This is a genomic window from Candidatus Poriferisodalis sp. (assembly GCF_965262965.1).
In the GTDB taxonomy this organism is placed as follows: Bacteria; Actinomycetota; Acidimicrobiia; order Acidimicrobiales; family Poriferisodalaceae; genus Poriferisodalis.
Genome location: NZ_OZ253573.1, coordinates 2308498 through 2327933, shown reverse-complemented (window position 1 = coordinate 2327933; position 19436 = coordinate 2308498). Strand labels below are relative to the sequence as shown.

Annotated in this window: 15 protein-coding genes; 12 read left to right on the top strand and 3 right to left on the bottom strand. The window is 61.0% G+C overall.

Annotated features, from left to right (window positions below; genetic code table 11):
* Positions 1 to 79 precede the first annotated feature (79 nt).
* Positions 80 to 820, top strand: coding sequence for a helicase-related protein (locus ACQY5K_RS11080; protein ID WP_428115100.1), 741 nt, complete (start codon positions 80 to 82; stop codon positions 818 to 820).
* 661 nt (positions 821 to 1481) lie between these two features.
* Positions 1482 to 2498, top strand: coding sequence for a hypothetical protein (locus ACQY5K_RS11075; protein ID WP_428115097.1), 1017 nt, complete (start codon positions 1482 to 1484; stop codon positions 2496 to 2498).
* On the opposite strand, the gene ACQY5K_RS11070 is transcribed toward ACQY5K_RS11075, so the two are convergent.
* On the bottom strand, positions 2499 to 4037 hold the full coding sequence (locus tag ACQY5K_RS11070; protein WP_428115095.1) for an RNA-binding domain-containing protein: 1539 nt from the start codon (positions 4035 to 4037) through the stop codon (positions 2499 to 2501).
* Between the two features lie 103 nt (positions 4038 to 4140).
* Between ACQY5K_RS11070 and ACQY5K_RS11065 the strand changes: the two genes are divergently transcribed.
* Together ACQY5K_RS11065 and ACQY5K_RS11060 are read left to right on the top strand one after the other, a co-directional pair.
* A complete protein-coding gene (locus ACQY5K_RS11065; protein ID WP_428115092.1) occupies positions 4141 to 4812 on the top strand; it encodes a hypothetical protein in 672 nt (223 codons plus the stop codon).
* Positions 4809 to 5234, top strand: a complete 426-nt coding sequence (locus tag ACQY5K_RS11060; RefSeq protein ID WP_428115090.1) for a hypothetical protein — start codon at positions 4809 to 4811, stop codon at positions 5232 to 5234. Before ACQY5K_RS11065 ends, ACQY5K_RS11060 begins: the two co-directional genes overlap by 4 nt.
* Positions 5235 to 5453: 219 nt before the next feature.
* Here the strand turns inward: ACQY5K_RS11060 and ACQY5K_RS11055 are convergent, their stop codons facing one another.
* Together ACQY5K_RS11055 and ACQY5K_RS11050 are read right to left on the bottom strand one after the other, a co-directional pair.
* Entirely contained in the window at positions 5454 to 6551 is a 1098-nt protein-coding gene (locus tag ACQY5K_RS11055) for a DUF2806 domain-containing protein (RefSeq protein ID WP_428115088.1), read from the bottom strand.
* A gap of 327 nt (positions 6552 to 6878) precedes the next feature.
* On the bottom strand, positions 6879 to 7829 hold the full coding sequence (locus ACQY5K_RS11050; protein WP_428115086.1) for a hypothetical protein: 951 nt from the start codon (positions 7827 to 7829) through the stop codon (positions 6879 to 6881).
* Between the two features lie 19 nt (positions 7830 to 7848).
* Here ACQY5K_RS11050 and ACQY5K_RS11045 point away from each other — a divergent pair, with 19 nt between their 5' ends.
* From ACQY5K_RS11045 to ACQY5K_RS11010, 8 genes are all read left to right on the top strand, one after another.
* Positions 7849 to 8160 carry a DUF4268 domain-containing protein gene (locus tag ACQY5K_RS11045; protein WP_428115083.1) on the top strand — a complete coding sequence of 104 codons (312 nt, stop codon included), beginning with the start codon at positions 7849 to 7851 and terminating at the stop codon, positions 8158 to 8160.
* 434 nt (positions 8161 to 8594) lie between these two features.
* On the top strand, positions 8595 to 9953 hold the full coding sequence (locus ACQY5K_RS11040; protein ID WP_428115080.1) for an ATP-binding protein: 1359 nt from the start codon (positions 8595 to 8597) through the stop codon (positions 9951 to 9953).
* The gene (locus ACQY5K_RS11035) at positions 9953 to 10897 is read left to right on the top strand and encodes an O-methyltransferase (RefSeq protein WP_428115078.1); all 945 of its coding nucleotides are present in this window, start codon (positions 9953 to 9955) and stop codon (positions 10895 to 10897) included. Before ACQY5K_RS11040 ends, ACQY5K_RS11035 begins: the two co-directional genes overlap by 1 nt.
* 18 nt (positions 10898 to 10915) lie before the next feature.
* Positions 10916 to 12010 carry a DNA cytosine methyltransferase gene (locus ACQY5K_RS11030; protein ID WP_428115076.1) on the top strand — a complete coding sequence of 365 codons (1095 nt, stop codon included), beginning with the start codon at positions 10916 to 10918 and terminating at the stop codon, positions 12008 to 12010.
* A 121-nt stretch (positions 12011 to 12131) separates the two neighbouring features.
* Positions 12132 to 13691 carry a type I restriction-modification system subunit M gene (locus ACQY5K_RS11025; RefSeq protein ID WP_428115074.1) on the top strand — a complete coding sequence of 520 codons (1560 nt, stop codon included), beginning with the start codon at positions 12132 to 12134 and terminating at the stop codon, positions 13689 to 13691.
* A complete protein-coding gene (locus ACQY5K_RS11020) occupies positions 13688 to 14809 on the top strand; it encodes a restriction endonuclease subunit S (RefSeq protein ID WP_428115072.1) in 1122 nt (373 codons plus the stop codon). Before ACQY5K_RS11025 ends, ACQY5K_RS11020 begins: the two co-directional genes overlap by 4 nt.
* Positions 14806 to 18252: a DEAD/DEAH box helicase family protein gene (locus tag ACQY5K_RS11015; protein WP_428115069.1), complete on the top strand. Its 3447-nt coding sequence runs from the start codon at positions 14806 to 14808 to the stop codon at positions 18250 to 18252. The genes ACQY5K_RS11020 and ACQY5K_RS11015 overlap by 4 nt, the downstream gene beginning before the upstream one ends.
* Positions 18253 to 18374: 122 nt before the next feature.
* On the top strand, positions 18375 to 19349 hold the full coding sequence (locus tag ACQY5K_RS11010) for an AAA family ATPase (protein WP_428115067.1): 975 nt from the start codon (positions 18375 to 18377) through the stop codon (positions 19347 to 19349).
* Positions 19350 to 19436: the final 87 nt, after the last annotated feature.

Genomic DNA, 19436 nt, shown 5'->3' with positions numbered 1-19436 from the left:
TGACAACGAACATCACAATCGTCGCAGATCAGGAGGCCTTTTTCGCGGACGCGGCAACCCCCACACACCCACCACACCGGTGGATTCAGGCTTAGATCTCCGCACCTCCTCGTTCCGCGTCGACATCCCGCGCCAAGAGCGGAACGGCCGCGACATCGCGCTGGACGAACACCGGATGCGCACGCGATTCGCCGTCGCCTTCGGCAACCAGGCACTCGATGGGGGAGGCGAGGCCCGGGTCGAATCCGTTTCCAGGGCGTTCAACTCCCCGTTCTGGCCCTTTGTCCTCACCTCCACCTCAGTCGGGCAGGAGGGCCTCGACTTTCATCTCTGGTGTCACGCTGTAGTCCACTGGAACTTGCCCACCAACCCCGTCGATTTGGAGCAGCGAGAGGGACGTGTTCACCGGTACAAGGGCCACGCCGTCCGCCGAAACATCGCCGCGACCCTTGGCCCGGACCTCCTAACGAACGGCCTGGCCCCCGGCGTCGATCTCTGGAACGAACTCTTTGACGCAGCGGCGGCCACCAGGGGGTCGGGCGACGGAGAGATGGTGCCGTACTGGGTCTTCCACCGAGGGCCGGCGAAGATCGAGCGCCATGTGCCGGTCCTGCCGTTCAGCCGAGACGAGGCAGCGGTCCCGCAGTTGCGCAAGTCCCTCGCGGCGTACCGCCTCGCGTTCGGTCAGCCCCGCCAGGAGGAGCTGGTCGAGTTCCTCGGCGCCGACCGCACCGATGAGGAGCTACTGCAGCTGGCCTCACGTCTCCGCATCGACCTGTCGCCGCCCGAGCTTGACGGATTGAGCGAGCGGTTCCGCTAGGGCTGGGTCTCCTCAGCGTGCGGGTTGTGGACCCTGAGCTGTCGGTCGTGTTGAGTTGAGAGTCGTCGAGATTCGGCTCCTTCGGGTCCTTGCTGTGCTTGTCGATCACATGGGCCGAAATTAATCACAGCTATGTGATTTAGAATTGGGGCGAACGAGGAATCGAATGTCACGCCACAACCTTTCATATCAAACCGAACAAACGCGCGCCCGTGTCCAAGCCAATGTGCAGGCAGGGCTGAAGAACGTGAGACTGCGCGACCTCCCAGATGTCCTCCAATGGAGTGACTTTGCGGAGCAGCCCAGCGCGACGTACGAGGCTCTTCAACGGCGTCAGTCAGAGGGGCGAGTCCCCGGGGCGGTCATTGGCTTCCCTCTGCCGAAGCCCGGAAAGGACGATCTTCGGCGGCTCGCGCACTTGCATCCCCTCGACGAGCTGCGTTTGAGGGTGCTTGTCGGCCATCTCCTCGATCGGACTACGCATCGCGCCCATGAGGGCGCCTACGGCGCGCGGCTTGTCATGGGCCCTCCCGGTTGGCAGATTGAAACAAGTAACGATGCTTGGAACAACCTCCGAGCTAGAGCGTCGGCACTCATCGGGTCCGGCCGTTTCGGCACGCTGTTGAAGTGTGACGTACGCCGGTGCTACCCGAGTATGTCGATGGAAGTCATCGAACGGGCTCTGATCTATCAAGGAGTCGATTCCAAGCAAAGCCGGCCAGTTCTCGAGCTGTTGGATGGGTTGCAGTCAGTTGGCGCGCCGCCGGGACTTCCCATCGGTCCCGAGGCGTCCGCGGTCGTCGCAGGCCTCGTGCTCGGCGTCGTCGATTCGAAACTCAAGGATGCTGGCATCGCGCACTTGCGCTACTCGGATGACATCTTCATCTTCGTTCCGGAGGGCTTGAGCCCAAGAACGGCCAATAAGACATTCTGCGAAGCGCTCGATTTGGTCGGACTTGCGCCCAACACGGACAAGTACGAAGAGCACTCGGTTCATGACGGGAGCGCGTGGTCGGCCGTACAGGATCCGAAGGTTTCCGACCTGCAGCATGACCCCAACCCGGCTGGCGATGGCCGTCATCTAGTTGAGGGCATCGAAGAGGAGTTGGAGAGCGGCAGGCCGAATTGGACGGCTGTCTCCTTCTGTCTCGGAGGCCTTCGCTACCGCAACAATCCGCAAGCACTTTCCCTGATTTGCGAACGCCCACAAATCTTCCAAACCCTGCCGAGGCAAACCGCTAGGTACCTCACCCAGATGTGCGATGACAAGGTGAATCGCAAGCAGATCGATCAGGACTGGATGGTTGAGCAAGCAACCACTGATCGAGGCGACAAGGGTCTGGCGGCGCAACTTCACGCGTGCCGCGTCGCCGCTCGCCTCAAGGTGGGCGAACCGAATGGCAACTGTGTGGAGTCAATCATTGCCGAAGCTGATCGATTCGAAGCCCAGAGGACGCCACTTCGGGCTGCAGCTGCGCTTGCTTGGGGAAGCTCATTTGCATTCCGCCAGCATCGTGCCGAAGAATTCGCGTTGGAGGTCGGGAATTACGACGTCCGGCGCGTCCTTGTAGCTGCTGTGGCAGGCCGGGTAGCCAAGGGCCGCAAGACACAAGCGTTTCACCAGAAGCTGCGATCAGCTGACCGAGACCTTGATCCCGTCCTCAGCCGTCTGGTCTAGTCAGGGTGCGGCCGCAGCTTGCCTATCGGTGCTGGCGGGCCAGCGGCGGGCGATGATGCGATCGCGTTCATCCGGGTCGCGGACTGTCACCATCGAAGTCGGCGTGCGGAGCCAGAGGACCTGGTTGTCGCCGCGGCGTTCGTAGACCGGGAAACCTGACGGGTCGATGCTGATCCGGGCGAGGTGGTTGCCGTCGATGGTGTGGAATTCGGTTGCCACCAGCGGCAACACAGAGTCGCCGAGCCGGCTGCGGATCATGTTTTCCAGGTGCTGGCCCCATAGGTCGCGGTCACCCCGCTCGCCTCGCTTGGAGAACGTGGCGAAGTCGTCCTCAAGCCCGTGGACCGAGCCGTCGTCGGCAACGCCCACCAGCAGCGTTCCGCCGAGCGGAGAGTTGGCAAACCCGGCGACCGTCTTGGTGACGGCGTCTTCGGGGTGTCCGCCCTTGCGCTTCTCACGGATGTCCCAGCGCAGGGTGGACTTGTACTCCAGGTACTGCGACTCTCGGTCGGTGCCGAGCAGGTCGCCGATGGGGCAGGTTCGCTGGCGGGCCACCGTGGCGCGCCGGTGCACTTCGACGGCGTAGATGTCCCTGACGGCTGCTTGCAGTTCCTCGTTGTCGAGATAGTCGTAGATCAGGCCGCTGTTTCGGTCCATGCGAGACAGCAGGGCCTTCTGGTATCGCTCCGGGAACACGTGGTCACGGAACGTGGCCTCGTCGTTGATGACCGCCTGGTTCTGAACGTCAACATCTGCGATCAGGTCGCCGGCGGCCGCCTCGAACACCAAGCGATCCTCGTCGGACCAGTCGGTGCCGAGACGCTTGTTGATGCGGGCGATGATCTCTGACAGGCGTTCTTCGTCGGGGTCGACCAGCGGCCCGGTGCCCGAGTAGATGGTGGTCACCTCGGCCTCGCCGCCGGGCAGCGCGATCGAGCCGTCGAAGGCCAGTTCGTGGCGGAGGTGGGTGAGCTCCACCTCCGAGCCCAGGTTGATGCTGTCGCCGGCGTTCGAGTCTCGGATCATCGCCGCCAATGCCCGGCAGTACAGATAGTCCCGCTCGAGTTCGGGGTTGCGGAACGGCACGACAAGCGACAGAAACCCGTACACGCGCACGAACCGCCCGAGCGCGTCCCGAAAGGCCTCCTGATCCTCGTCGGACAGCCCCCCGAAGCGCTCAACCGCCGGCTGGAGGGCCGCGTGGATCTGGGCGTGAGCGTTCTCGCTCAGCAGCAACGAAGCGGTCCGCTGCATTTCGCCAGTGTCGAGAACGCCGAAGCCGTCGAGGTCGTGCCGAGTGTCGAACAGCAGGTTCGGATCGGTCGGCGGCGCGACGGTCTTGCCGTGGTACACCGCGAACGCCTCGCCGATCTCGTCGGCCTTGTTCACGAAGTCCACGACGAAAGTCCCCGACTTGTCGGGATGGATTCGGTTGAGCCGCGACAGGGTCTGCACTGCAGCCAGCCCCGTCAGCGTCTTGTCGACGTACATCGCGGCCAGCTTCGGCTGATCAAAACCCGTCTGGAACTTCTCTGCCACCACCATGATCTGCCATCAGCACGCGGGATGACCTTGCGCGTATGCCCGTCGCGATCTTCGCCAGTGGTCGGCAGCATCAAGAGTGCATCGTTACGCTGCGGGCATGGAGAGGGTCAAAGTGGCGCTCAGTTCCGAGCAGGCACTCTTCTTGCACGAGCGGGCCGCAGCTCTGAACAGCACTCCCGACGAACTGATTTCTGCGCTTCTCGACGCCGTGCTCATGGTCGTCGGACAGGGCGACGAGCAGTCCGTTCAGGAGAGGTTCGTCGAGCTTGCCGATCACTACGGGGAGATCAGCAAGGACCTTTTCGTGGACGACCCGGATCTTTGTTTGGATGCGGTCGAAGGGCCGGGTGGCGAGGATGCCCCATCAATCGCCGAATCCGATGCTGGGGATGAACCTGCCGAGGTGTCCGCGCCAGAGATGAGCGAAACAGAGGTGCAGCGGGCGTTCGGGAAGCTTGCTGATCGCTACGAGGAGATCAGCAGAGAGGTCTTCGGCGACCAGCCGCCCCTGTCGGCGGATCTCCCGGATCGGCACATCTACGCGGTGGGCATTCCGATTTCGGGCGAGCCCGGCAAAGCCGACCGGTTGCCATCAGCTGTTGCGAGAATGGAACGGTTCCTCGATCTGGGCGCAGTGCGGTTCGATCTACGGAGCGACTACATCGTGCACATGCAGGTGCCAGCCGGGGAGCAGATCGTCGGGCCGGCGCTCATGTACCTCCGGCCACAAGCAGACCTCACAGGCCAGCACATCTCAGCCGACTCGTGATCCTTGTCGACGACGGGCTCGCGATGCGTGCGCTCGCGGGCGCAGACGACACCTACTGGACGGGCGAGACACCAGCCGTACCGTGGTTCTTCTACCTCAGGTTGCTGATCGCCCTTCGCGGCTCGCGGCCCCCCGGCAGACTCAGCAATCTGGCCACCCCACAGATGATCGAGTATGCATCGGCGCCTCCTGCTGAGGTGCTCCGCGTCCTCGATCCGCGGCCATATACACACTTGACGGCAGATCTGCTAAATCGCCGGCAGCCCGGCATCAACAAGCTCTCAGCAGACTTCTTGGCAGCCGCGATCTATCACGAGTCCGCCGTTCATGTCATCGCGGGCAACGTCGGCAGGAACTGGGGAGACCTGTGCGACATGTTGGGAGTGGAACTACGCATCGTGCCCGCTGCCACGTCACCGTGAGCAGTATCGGTGGAACTCGCTCCCGTGGGGCTTCGCGCAGATGCTCGTACGACGAGTTGGCGATCACAGACGCTTGCCACGGATGATGGTGGAAGGCTCCTCAGCCGCCAAATCCCACAAATCCGCGAAGGCGCAACTCACCAACCTCACCCCGATCGGCCAGCAACCCAAACCCACCGCGAAATTCAGCGAACGTGGACCGCGGCTTCTCTCGAGCGCTCACAATTTCAGGATCTCAACCATTTGCAGGCGTTGCAACGCAAAATAGTCGACCAGATCGGCGAGATATTGCTGATTCGGCATGATCTCAATCACTCGCGACAGTTCCCGCCCCGAGGTGGTGAGGTTAACTCCCGCAAGATCGAGTTTGTAATCTGTTGGCAGCTCATCCGAGGAAACAAGAAACCAATCTTTTCCACCATGCACCAGTCTTGCCTGCGGGTTATCGATTTCGCTTCGTTCAAATACGCAGAATTCGTAGCCGTGCCAAGATTCGAAGTCTGAGGTGATAAGTCCATATTCGTTGAGGACGTTTAGAACGCCGTATCCGAGGCCATATTTTGCGAGCGAATTCTTGCCAGGATGTCCACTAAAGATAACTACGCGCTGATCAACGAGTCTTCTTCCGTTAGGCGGGTCATATGTGTGGTCATAGACTACGTTGAGAGAATTTGCTGATGCATCAAACATCTCAGCCTCGAGGAAAAGCGAGCACGTCACAGAGCAAAGTCGCTGAAATACTATCGCGACATTCCGGTCCATGTTTCGCAACAACTCAAGCGTACGCAACGAAGTGCTTCCAGGTTGCCTTACCTCACCGGCCAAGATTCGGGCCCAAAGCTGCTGTAAGCCGGCAGAAGAAACATCTTGGACTTCGCTAAAGAAGCGTGCCGTCCAGTCACTATCAGGTTCGTGGGCGTTTACTTCGTCATTTCCTAGACTAGCTGCTGCGGCCTCTGCAACGGTCTGAATATTTCGTAGTCTCTTCTCCTGTTGAAACCTCCAGGCTTCGGAGATGAGATCCGGATCGAATGTCTCATCGGCACTGTCAATTTTCGACGACTCCCAACTTCGGCGTGCCTCTAGCATTTCGCCTCTCGAAGCCTCGTCACGGTGTGCTTCCGCAGTGTCATAGATACTCCGAATCTCGACTTTCGACTTAGCCTTGATAATGGCAACCTTGGCATGCTGGCGCGCCGTCCATGGCGCGAGCAGAGGTCCCGCGACAGCGCCGATACCGACTGCCAAGTAGTCTAGGAGCTTTTCGATTGCTAGCACCGTTGTCACAATGGAATTGTTCGAACCGCTGTCAGCCATACGACGACCTCCGAGTATCCGTGGGTTTCGCGCTGGAAAGGAACGCTACCCGAACAGTGGAGGTATGACCAACGAAGCAGCGATGAGGTAACGTTCTGCGCACTATAGGGCTATCGATATTCAAAACTGGAATCTGGTGACGCGAGGTCCCGCTGTTGAGACGGAAGCTCGCTGATTCTTGTGACTTAACCGATTGCCCACGAGTGGGACTGTCAGACTTGACATTCGCGATGGTGATGGCCACCTGACCATATTGGCGGCATTTTCACGGCGGCGGAGAGCAAGGATCTGCGTTGTTCTGGTGGGATGCCGTCGAGCTATCGGAACTCAGCACTTCGGCCAGATGACTCCCGCTTCGGCGCGGTACGGGCCAGGCGATCTTCGTTCGTCCTCGCGACGAGGCAACGAGTCCGCCCAGGAGCCGTTCTCGTCGGGCTCAGCATCAGGCCAGGCCCAGAATTCGCGCTCGATGCGGACGTTGCCAGGCGGGACATCCACGCCGACGAGGAGGGGATAGCGGCGACCCGAGTGCTGGGCAGCCCCGATGATGCCGTCGGCTCCGGGTCCGAGGCCCGCATGTTCTGTCGGTACCCAGCCGCAGCCGCTGGTGGTGATCGTGGCGCCGGGAGTCAGCCGGAGCGGTGCATAGGAGACCCAGCCGGCGCGCTCATAGTCGGCGCGGGAGACCACGACCGTGCTGGCTTCGTCGTACACCTCGAAGCGGCAGGCGCCGTTCCCCCAGACGGTCGCATTCACCGCTCGCAGGTCGCCCGCGGGAATCGTCTTGCCAGCCACGAATGTGCCGCCGTCGATCCATGTGCAGACCAAATCCGGGGCGTCATGGGCCGGCTCGTAGCCGGCGGGGTTGGCATCGCCCGAGAAGCGCAGCGGTCGGGCGTTCAGCGGCAGCGAATCACATGGCACCGAGTCCGAGCCGCCCAACGATTCCAGCAGCCCGCACGCGTCGCTGCCGTCGGGCAGCGCGTAGGGACAGCTCGCAGCCCCACTGGCGTTCTCGGGCGGTGCGGTGCTCGCTGCGGCCACGGCAACCGGCGCTGTGATGCTCGGCTGTGATGTTTCGTCGGCAGCGACGTTGGTTGTCGACGTCTCAGGCTCCGCCACGAGGGCTTCTGGCTCGCTGGCCGCTGCAGGGGGAGCGGAACCGCCGGGTGCGGTAGACGGGCTGCCGGCGAGATTGTCGAGCGCGCTCTGCAACAGGTTCAACGCGAGCAAGCCGGCACCGATCGTCACCGCAGCTATCACGAGCACCGCCAGCACCCGCGGCAAGAGTCCGCCCGTGGTCCACCTCCTCAGCTTCTCCTATCCCACTGGGGCTACGAACTACAGCCTCCGAGCCGAGGTGTACATCGACGACGGGGAATCGGTGTTCCCGGAGCTGGAGGCTCAACGTGCCGCGATCGAGGCGACGTGCGATCTGGCGCTGCGATGGGAGCCGATCGAGAACGCACGGGCTTCACGAGTCGCCGCGTACCTCGACCCTGTTGACCCGGCTGATCGGGAGAGCTGGCCGGCGTATCGCCACTGGGCCATCGAAACGCTCGGCGAGCTGCGGCGAGTCTTCGCCGAACCCATCCGGAACCTGTCATGAGAGTCGTGTCATACCGATGTCCGGCAGACCGTGGGAGCGGTGAGGTCGGTGAGCAGTGGGTTTGGACGCACATCACGGGTGTCAGATCGCACGCTGACGGCGCGCGGACCGTCAACGACCTCCGTCTGTTGTAGATCTAGTGGCGCGCAACCAGTCCAGCACACGGCGGGGGTGGCCCAGCCGGGCATCGGCAACGGGCGGGCACGCCAAACGGGCCGTAACGTCGGGCACACTCGCACCTCCAGCTCACGAGGGCGTCAGCGAGCACTCCAAGCACACGGGCCTGCGGAAACCACAGCCGCACCGACATAACATCGCACCCTATTGAGGCCCTCTTGGAATGCAGATGCAGCTATTACCGATTCCGGCAGGGCTTCGACACCTACACAGGGATCCTCAGCCACACCATCCCACAAGACCGCGAAGGCTCAAGCATGGCACCAGAGGCACACTCCGAAGCGTTGGGCAAAGCCAACGCTTACCCAACTAAGGCATTCTTCGTTCGCATGCTCACGCGGGACATTTCCCTTGACGCATGTATTCTTGATCTTATCGACAATGCGGTCGACGCAGCTTGGCGAACAGCGAACGGAATGCCCACCACATTCAAGACCGGCAACACCCTTGACAAGTACGAAGTGCAATTGAATATTGACGTCAGTGGCAAGCAGTTCCGAATCCTCGATAACTGTGGCGGCATCTCACTTGACGACGCGGCGGCATACGCTTTTACCTTCGGACGTGACGAAGAACAAGCGACTGGTGATTTTGCGGTCGGCGTCTACGGTATCGGGATGAAGCGAGCCATCTTCAAGCTAGGTACGCAGATCCGCGTGCGAAGTACACACTCCGATGATCCACCTTTTTCTGTACCGATTGATGTGGACGCTTGGATGGCTCAAGAATCCAAGATATGGGATTTTGACATCGATACCGATGCGGCCCTGCCAGAACCCGGGGTAGAAATCCTTGTATCCAGTTTGACCGACGCGACGCGCGTCGCGTTCTCTGATCCCGCATTCCTAAACCGGCTTCGTTCAACAATCGCACAAGACTATCTCTTGGCACTGATGCAAGGATTCCGCATCGTACTAAACGGCGACGCGGTTAAACCTTGGGGGCTACGCCTTCGGAGCGGTGCTGGCTTTGAACCAATGCGCGAGCTATATCAGGACGAGGAAGTCTCCGTTGAGATATTTGCTGGCATGGTAGGACTACCTGAGGACGATGCTTCTGACACATCACGCGAAGCTGACAGGCGTTCCGGTTGGTACATCTTGTGTAACGGACGAGTCGTCGTAACGGCCGACCGAACCTCTACAACCGTGTGGGGTCGGCACCCATTTCCATCTTGGCATCCCCAATATGAAGGATTCGTCGGAGTCGCCCTCTTTTCCTCCCGACGACCTGAACTGCTTCCGATGACCACAACCAAAAGCGGCGTCGATACAGCTTCACCCATCTATAGACGAGCGATCACCCGGATGCAGCAGCCCACACGAGCCTGGATCGACTACACCAACTCTCGCAAAGCATTCCTCGAAGACGCGAGAGCAAAGGAAGAGAGCACACGGGCAGTGGCGATTGCCGAGGTGCCTACGAGAAAGGGCGTAAAACTGCCGGCAAGCCGAAAGCCTGTAGCTCGCCACGAAGCTAACATACTCTACACCGTGCCGCTAACAAAACTGCAACCTTTGGCTCGTGCATTTGGGAGAGCAACAATGGCCTACAAACAAGTTGGTCTTCGCTCCTTTGAATACGCCTACGAGCAACTCGTGGATGAAGATGATTGATGTCCTCCACCAAGACACTCAACTTCAGCTTGCGTCAAAACAAAGCAGTAGAACGATCAATTGCGTTTGAGTCACTACGGCGTTCGCGTGCCTTCCTGGGCGAACAATTAGCCTACATCGGATTTGGGTCTGTTTGGTTCCAGGACTTTCAGATGGCGCACCGAATACTAGGCATCGAACAGATGATATCGATCGAATCCGACTCAAAGGTTTTTGCACGCGCTGATTTCAATCGCCCTTTTCGGTCGATTGAAATCATCAAGGGTCATAGTGGCACGGTATTACCGCGAGTGTTGGCACGAAAGACAATGCGCGCGCGAGCTTGTGTAGTCTGGTTGGACTACGACAGCTCCCTCGACAGAGCCATACTTAGCGAATTGCTGCATCTCGTTGTCGAGCTTCCAGAACAATCTGCGTTGCTCGTCACAGTTAATGCACAACAAGGATCATATGCAGACAGTGTCGATCACCGACGTCTAGCTATGACAGAGTTGTTCGGCGAAGAACTTATAGATAGCCGTATGGATGATAGCGCTTTCAAGGGACATGGCTTCATGAATACGCTGGCCGACTCACTGTTGAATGCGTTAAGCCATCATGCTCTAAGCAATGGCCGTGAAGGATCATTTGTGCCATGTATCCGGTTACCCTACCGGGACACGGCCAACATGGTCACGGTTGGAGGCCTTCTTCCTCGAAAAGTAGACGCAGCTTTGTTCCGAGCTGAAGTTGCAGCTGAGGACTGGCCCGGCCTTGAAACGGGTATTATTGCGACCCAGCCTTTGACTATACGGGAAGTTCAAACGTTGAGCAGGCTATTGCCCACAAATAACCCAATTACGTCGGCGGACGTTCAGGCATTAGGCTTTGAGTTGGATATTGAGCAAATCGCAGCCTTTGAGAAACATTATTTGCGGTATCCAATATATGCAGAAGTACGCTGAAATGCGGTGATCTAGATCATGTCTTCGGTTGTGGACCTCTATTGTGGTGCCGGCGGCTTCAGCTTGGGTGCATGGTTGGCTGGCTTTGAAGTACTAGCGGGAATTGACAATGACCCGGATGTCACCTCAAAGTTTGAGAACAATTTTCCCAATTCGAAGCTTTGCTTGGCGGACTTGGACACAGACGAAATACAGGTCAATCTAAACCGTGTAGCCAACAGACACATAGTCGGCGTCGTTGGTGGCCCACCGTGCCAAGGTATAAGTCTAATCGGTCGCCGTGATATCACGGATGAGCGCAACAGGTTGGTAGTCCGTTTTTTCCAACACATCGCCAAGATCCGTCCGAATTTTTTTGTGATGGAGAATGTGCCAGCACTAGGTAGCGATGCTTATTCCGGTTTGCTAGAAGAAGCCTTAGGCCAGGTGCCCAGCAGTTACAGCGTGTTGAAGCCGATGTTGCTAGATGCTGGCAAATTCGGAGCAGCCACGAGACGGAAGCGGTTCGTCATCGTTGGGTACGATCCGAGTCGAGTGGATCGTGTCACGGAGGCACAGTTTGAACCGCCTAGTCTGACGACTCTTGTGACAGTGCAGGATGCGATTGCAGATGTCCCTCGACCTCAGAGTGTGTATGAAAATGTGGCTTTGCCGTATCGCGAAATCGAGTCTATATCGCTCTACGCCAAACAGATGCGAGCCTGCCCAGCTGCTGAGTTAGGTAGCGCTCTGTCGAGGGAGTACTGCTTGACCGGTAGAGTCACGGGCAATTCAGGCACGAGGCACTCCGCAGAGGTTCAGCGGCGTTTTGCGCATACTGTACCCGGTGCGATTGACCCAATCAGTCGGTATGTACGGCTGCAGTGGGACCGTCCAGCTCCGGTGCTACGCGCCGGGACCGGACGTGATCGAGGCTCATATCAGGCGGCGCGGCCGATTCATCCTGCAGAGCCCCGTGTTATAACGGTCAGGGAAGCGGCTCGGATTCAAGGATTCCCTGATTGGTTCCAATTCTCGGAAACGAAATGGCATAGTCATCGGATGATCGGCAATAGCATTTCGCCGCTATTCGGGGCAGCGCTTTTGTCCGTGTTCCGATCAAGAACGGAATGATGCCGGGTGATGGCATTAGATTGCGACGTACGGGTCGTAAACGGACGCTCTGGCCGGGCCTCGGGGGGATCGTGTCCGCGAAATGTGCCTGGTGTCGGTAGGCCGGGTGAAATGGGGGACGATGATCACGGGTGAGCTGAAGCGGCAGATCGATGCGGTGTGGAACGACTTCTGGTCGGGGGGCATCTCGAACCCGCTGGAGGTGATGGAGCAGCTCACCTACCTGCTGTTCATCAAGGCGCTCGACGAGCAGCAGACCCTGGCGGAGAACAAGGCGAACCGCACGGGCGAGCCGATCCCCGCCGAGGACGACATCTTCCCCGACGGGCAGGAGTTCCGGCCCGAGGGGCGAGCGGCGGGACGGCCCTACGGCGACCTGCGCTGGTCGTGGTTCAAGCACCTCGCCCCCGCCGAGATGCTCGACGTCGTCAGCAACTACGTGTTCGCGTTTCTGCAACAGCGGGCGTCCCACAGCACTCATGCGAAGCACATGCGCGACGCCCGCCTCACAATCCCGACCGCGGCGTTGCTGGCCAAGGCGGTGGACGGCCTCGACGCCGTCACGATGGCGGACCGGGACACCAAGGGTGATGTCTACGAGTACATGCTGTCGAAGATCGCCACGGCGGGTCAGAACGGGCAGTTCCGCACGCCGCGCCACATCATCGAGCTGATGGTCGAGATGATGGCGCCTCAGCCCGACGACGTGATCTGTGACCCCGCCAGCGGCACCTGCGGGTTCCTCGTCGGCGCAGGGGAGTTCATCCGCCGCGAGCACCCCAGCGCACTCACACGACCCGCCGCGGCGAAGCACTTTCACAATGGGATGTTCTCCGGCTACGACTTCGACAACACAATGCTTCGCATCGGGTCGATGAACATGCAGCTCCACGGAGTGCAGAACCCGAACATCAGCTACCGGGACTCGCTGGCCGAGGACTTCGCCGGGGATGCCGAGGTCTACAGCTTGATCCTCGCCAATCCGCCGTTCGCGGGATCGCTCGACTACGCGGGCACGGCCAAGGGTCTTCTACAGGTGGTCAGGACCAAGAAGACAGAGCTGTTGTTCGTGGCGCTGTTCTTGCGGTTGCTCAGACCGGGCGGCCGGGCAGCGGTCATCGTTCCCGACGGCGTGCTGTTCGGCTCGACCAAGGCGCACAAGGAGCTTCGTCGGATCTTGGTCGAGGACCAGAAGCTCGACGGGATTGTGTCGCTGCCCGCCGGTGTGTTCAAGCCGTACTCGGGAGTCTCGACCGCGATCCTGCTGTTCACCAAGACCAACTCTGGCGGCACCGACCTCGTCTGGTTCTACGACCTCCAAGCCGACGGGTACAGCCTCGATGACAAACGTGACCGGCTGCTGGACGAAGCCAAGCTCGGTGCAGTCGTCGAAGAGGCACTGACGGTGGACGAACACGAGAAGAACAACCTCCCCGATGCGCTCGCTCGCTGGCTACAGAAAGATGGCGCCGAGTTGGAACGAGCACCGACTGAGCAGTCGTTCTGTGTGCCGAAGGCCGACATCGCGGCTAGCGACTACGACCTCAGCATCAATCGGTACATGGAGATCGTCTACGACGAGGCCGAGTACGTGCCGCCGGCTGAAATCCTCGATGAACTTGCCACTCTCGAGCGAGAGATTCTGGAGGGCATCGAGGACCTGAAGGCAGCTCTGGGATGAGCACTGTCGGCGTCCCGCTTGGCGAACTCATGCTGGCTAAGGGGCGTTCCATCGATCCGCGCAAGCACCCGAACGAGAAGTTTGAGCTCTTCAGCATCCCGGCATTCGATGCCGGAGCACCGGAGATCGTCTGCGGTAGTCAGGTTGGTTCCAGCAAACAGGTGCTCGAACGGCACGACGTTCTGCTGTCCAAGATCGTGCCGCACATCCGGCGTTCATGGGTTGTCGAGCCGAAGTCTGAATGCCGTGCAGTTGGCTCGAGCGAGTGGATTGTCTTCCGGAGCGAGCACTTCGAACCGAAATACTTGCGCCATGTGCTGACGTCCGACCGGTTCCACCAGGAATTCATGCGGACCGTCGCGGGGGTGGGCGGTTCCTTGCTGCGGGCGAGGCCGGCATACGTTGCCGAGATCGAAATTCCATTGCCGCCTATTGACGAGCAGCGGCGGATTGCGGCGGTATTGGATGCGGCTGAGGCGCTCTGGGCGAAGCGCAGTGAGGCGTTGGCCAAGCTTGAGACCCTGATTCAGGCCGTCTTTGTCGACCTGTTCGGCGATTCTCGTCAACCAAGTGCCAAGACGGTACCGCTTGCCGATCTGGCAGAGATCGTGATGGGCCAATCTCCACCAGGCGATACCTATAACGAGAGTGGGATCGGAGTTCCGTTGCTGAACGGCCCGTCCGAATTTGGCGATAAACACCCGGTTCCAGTGCAGTGGACGACGTCTCCTACGCGCATGTCACGAGAAGGAGACATCTTGTTTTGCGTTCGAGGCGCTACGGCTGGCAGGCTCAACTGGGCCGACGCGGACTATTGTCTCGGTCGCGGTCTAGCTGCGATTAGAGCGGAACCTTCGCATCGAGCATTTCTCTTTCGCGTCTTGGATGCGCACTATGTGCGTTTCCAGTCGAGCGGCGTTGGAAGCACATTTATCAACATAGGCAAGTCCGATTTACACGGTGTTCCAGTGCCGATGGCCAGCACGAGTGCTGTACTTGAGTATGCGCGAATCTATTCAGCATTGAGTGAACAACGGACTGCCTTGAACGTGAGTCTGGCCAAGATCGATGAACTCTACTTGTCGCTGCAGCAGCGGGCGTTTCGGGGCGAGCTGTGAGCGAGTCGCAGTTCTCGTTCCTCGAGGCTGAGTTCAGTCCCGAGTACGAGTCTGCGTCGCGGGCCGAGGGTTACTCGCTCTCGGACCCGGGTGCTGCCGTCATTTATGCGAGGAAGTGCTTGGAATCCGGCGTCAAGTGGGTGTATCAGCATGACCGGTCGCTGCCTCAGCCGTATGACGACTCGCTCAACGCGCTGCTGAATGAGCCGGCGTTCAAAGCATTGGAGGGTGGCCGGGTCTTCGAGGTGGCGCGCAAGATTCAGCGGGCCGGGAACCGCGCGGTGCATGAGTCGAAGGCGCCGTCGAAGTTGGAGGCGGTCGAGATCGTCTCGGCGCTGTTTCGATTCTGCTTCTGGCTGGCGTTCACCTACGGTCGTACCTCGAAGCCGGAATCGTCGCTGCGCTTCAATCCGCATCGGCTGCTTGCCGCTGGCACGACTGGGCAGGCGTCGCTGCGTGAGCGCCAGCAGCTTGAGGAGCGGCTCGCGAACGAGTCAGCGGAGCTCGGCGCTGCACAGATGCGGTTGGCCGAATCGACCCAGACCGCCGACGAGCTGAACGCCGAACTGGCGAAGCTGCGGGCGGAGGTCGCCGCGGCGAAGAAGAAAGCTGCCGAGACGGTTCCGCCCGAGGCGTTCGACTGGTCCGAGGCTGAGACACGCAGGTTCAAGGTCGACGCCTTGCTGGCTGAGGCGGGTTGGACTGGTCTCACCGAGGGCCACGACATCGAGTACGAGGTCCACGGCATGCCGACGGACTCGGGCGTGGGCTACGTCGACTATGTGCTGTGGGGTGCCGATGGGCTGCCGTTGGCGGTGGTGGAGGCCAAGCGGGCGCTGGTCGATCCTCAGGTGGGCCAGCAGCAGGCGAGGCTGTACGCCGACTGCTTGGAGGCCGAGACGGGGCAGCGGCCGGTCATCTATTGCAGCAACGGTTACGAGCACTGGCTGTGGGACGACACCCAGTACCCGGCCCGGCGAGTGCAAGGATTCGCCACCCGCGACGAACTGGCGTTGCTCATCGGGCGGCGCACCGCCCGCACCTCGCTGGCGTCGCTGGCCATCAGCGAGCAGATCGTGGACCGCCCCTACCAGCAGCGGGCCATCCGCGCCATCGCAGAGCACTTCGAGCGTGACAACCAACACAAGTCGCTGCTGGTGATGGCCACCGGCGCAGGCAAGACCCGAACGCTGATCGCGTTGACGGATTTGTTGATGCGCGCCGGATGGGTGAAGCGGGTGCTGTTCCTGGCCGACCGCACGGCGCTGGTGAACCAGACGGTGAACGCGTTCAAGGCGCACCTGCCCGATGCGGCGCCGGTGAACCTGGTGACCGAGGGCAACGTGGACGGCCGGGTGTACGTGTCCACCTATCAGACGATGGTCGGCAAGATCGACGAGTACCGGGCCGACGGGACCCGCCGGTTCGGGGTGGGGCACTTCGACCTGGTGGTGATCGACGAGGCGCACCGGTCGGTGTACCGCAAGTACCGGGGCATCTTCGAGTACTTCGACTCGCTGCTGGTGGGCCTGACTGCCACCCCCAAGGATGAGGTCGACAAGAACACCTACGACCTGTTCGATCTGGAGACGGGGGTGCCCACCGACGCCTACTCGCTGGACGAAGCCATCGACGACGGCTTCCTGGTGCCGCCGCTGGGTGTGTCAGTGCAGCTCAAGTTCGTGCGTGAAGGCATCCGCTATGCGGACTTGGGCGAGGACGAGAAGGACCAGTGGGACGAGCTGGACTGGGGTGAGGACGACGACGGCAGCCCGCTGGAACCGCCCACCGAGGTCGATGCGGCGGAGCTCAACAAGTGGCTGTTCAACAAGGACACCGTCGACCAGGTACTCGAATATCTGATGACCGATGGCGTCAAGGTGGCCGGCGGCGACCGGCTGGGCAAAACGATCGTCTTCGCCAAGAACCAGCGCCATGCCAAGTTCATCAAGGAACGCTTCGACGCCAACTACCCGGCGCTGGACGCTGGGAACTTCGCTCGGGTCATCACCCACCAGACCAAGTACAGCCAGAGCCTCATCGACGACTTCTCCAACCGGTCCAAGACGCCGCACATCGCGATCAGCGTGGACATGCTGGACACCGGCATCGACGTGCCCGAAGTGGTCAACCTCGTGTACTTCAAGCCGGTGCGCTCGAAGACCAAGTTCTGGCAGATGCTGGGCCGCGGCACCCGTCTGTGCCCGAACCTGTTCGGCCCCGGCAGGCACAAGACGCACTTCAAGGTGTTCGACTTCTGCGGGAACCTCGAGTACTTCAGCCACCCGCTGGAGAATGCGGAGGCTTCGAGCGGGAAGTCGCTGAGCGAGATTCTGTTCTGCGCTCGGCTGGAGCTGTTGCAGGCGCTCGACGGCATAGCGGCGCTCGGCGATGAGCGGGCTGAGGTCGCGGCCACGCTGCATCGGACCGTGGAGTCGATGAACCCCGACAACTTCCTGGTGCGGCCACACCTGGAGCTGGTAGAGCGGTTCAGCCGCCTCGATGCGTGGGAGACGGTCTCGCTTGGGGACCTTGCGGCGCTGGCGGATCGGGTGGCCAAGCTGCCCGACCAGCTCGACGCCGACAGCGAGGAAGCCAAACGCTTCGACGTGGTGATGCTGAACGCCCAGCTGGGCTTGCTCACCCTTGTGCCATTCGAACGGCAGCGCCTCCGCATCCTCGGCATCGCGTCAGCGCTGGAGGACCTCGGCACCGCCATCCCAGCGGTGGCTGCGCGGCTGGAGCTGATCTTGGATATCCAGACCGACGAATGGTGGGCCGATGTCACCTATCCGATGCTGGAGGATGCCCGCAAGCGGCTGCGTGACCTCGTTCACCTAATCCAGCACACCGCCAAGAACGTGCTCTACAGCGACTTCACCGACGAGCTCGGCCAAGCCACCGAGGTGGAGCTTCCCGGCACCGGTGGCGGCGGCGGCGCTGGTGGTACCGACGGCGGCGATGCTGGCGACGATTATGCCCAGTTCCGTAAGAAGGCGGCGCACTTCCTGAAGGAGAACCTGGCCGAGGGCGTCGTGGCCAAGGTCCGCAGCGGTGAGCCGCTGACACTGGTCGACATGGACGCTTTGCAGCGGGTGCTTGTTGGGGCCGGCATCGGCGACACGGACACCTTCGCCGAGGCGTCAAAGCGTGCCGGCAGCTTCGGGCTGTTCATCCGCTCGCTGGTAGGGCTCGACCGGGCCGCCGCGAAGCGTGCTTTCGCCAAGTTCCTCGACGACAAGCGCTACAGCGTCAACCAGATCCGCTTCGTCGAGTTGGTGATCGACTACCTCACCGAGCACGGCACCGTCGAGGAGCGCCGTGTCTACGAGTCGCCCTTCATCAGCGTGGCGCCCGAGGGACCCGACGCCATCTTCGTATCCGACGACGGCGACGAGTTCTTCGAGATCGTCAAGCACTTCCACGACACCGCCGCCGTTTGACCGGCTGACGTCGTGATTCTTGTTTCTCGCTTGGAACCGCGTGCCGCCTGAGCTAGACCGTCAATGACCGCCGTCAGCCTCGGCTCTAGGCTCGAAGCTGCGACGCGGACCCGGAGGGGTGCATGGCTGGGCGTGATCTCAAGGAGCTGTTCCGCGCGTTCCGCAACGCTGACGAGCTGGCGTTTCGCCGGGCGGCGAACACGATCATCGAGGAGGAAGAGGCGCGCCATCACGTTGCGCTCGCTCGCGACTTGCGCAAGATCCTTGCCAGCGGTGAGTCCATCGACATCGGCCAGGGCGATGTGCGGCTCGTGCCTCCCCCGACCGACCCAGATCAAGGTTGGGATCTGGCGACCGTCCAGCGCCCAGAGCGCTACCTCGGCAACCTCGTCCTTCGCCCCGCAGTGCGGACGGTGCTGACCGATCTTGCCAAGGAAGTCCCTGATTGGAACCGGCTCGAGGAGCTCGGTGTACCCCGTCGAAACCGGGTCATCTTCTTTGGACCGCCTGGCTGCGGGAAAACCTCGGCAGCTGAGGCGCTCGCAGCTGAGCTCGGCGTTCCCCTAGTCGTGGTTCGACTTGACGCGATCGTGTCGTCGTACCTCGGGCAAACGGCGAGCAACCTCAGACGGATCTTCGAGTACGCAAGCTCCGCACAGTGGGTCGTGCTGTTCGACGAGTTCGATGCGCTCGGTCGCGAGCGGAGCGACCCCAGCGAGCATGGCGAGATCAAGCGAGTGGTGAATTCGTTCCTCCAGCTGCTCGACTCGTACGCGGGTCCCGGCATGCTGATTGCTGCGACAAACCACGAAGAGACACTTGACCGAGGGCTGTGGCGGCGCTTCGACGAGGTGGTCGAGTTTCCGCTGCCGACGGTCAGGGAGATCCGATCGCTCCTGCGGCGGGGCCTCAAGCACGTCAAGGCGGAACCGCTGCCCATCGACGAGATGGGAACTGAGCTGCGCGGTCTGCCCCATGCAGCCGCCGAGGCAACTGTGTGGACGGCGATACGGATCGCAGTGAGAGACAACCGAACGGCAGTGTCGGTCGACGATCTCACGGAGGCCGTCACTGCGACGAAACGGCGTCGTTGGTAATTCGTGCCGAAGCATCTTCCGTTGCCACGGCCGCACGAGGTCGGATCACGCCGTTCGCTGCCTACGCCAGTCGGCGGCCCGCGGCCA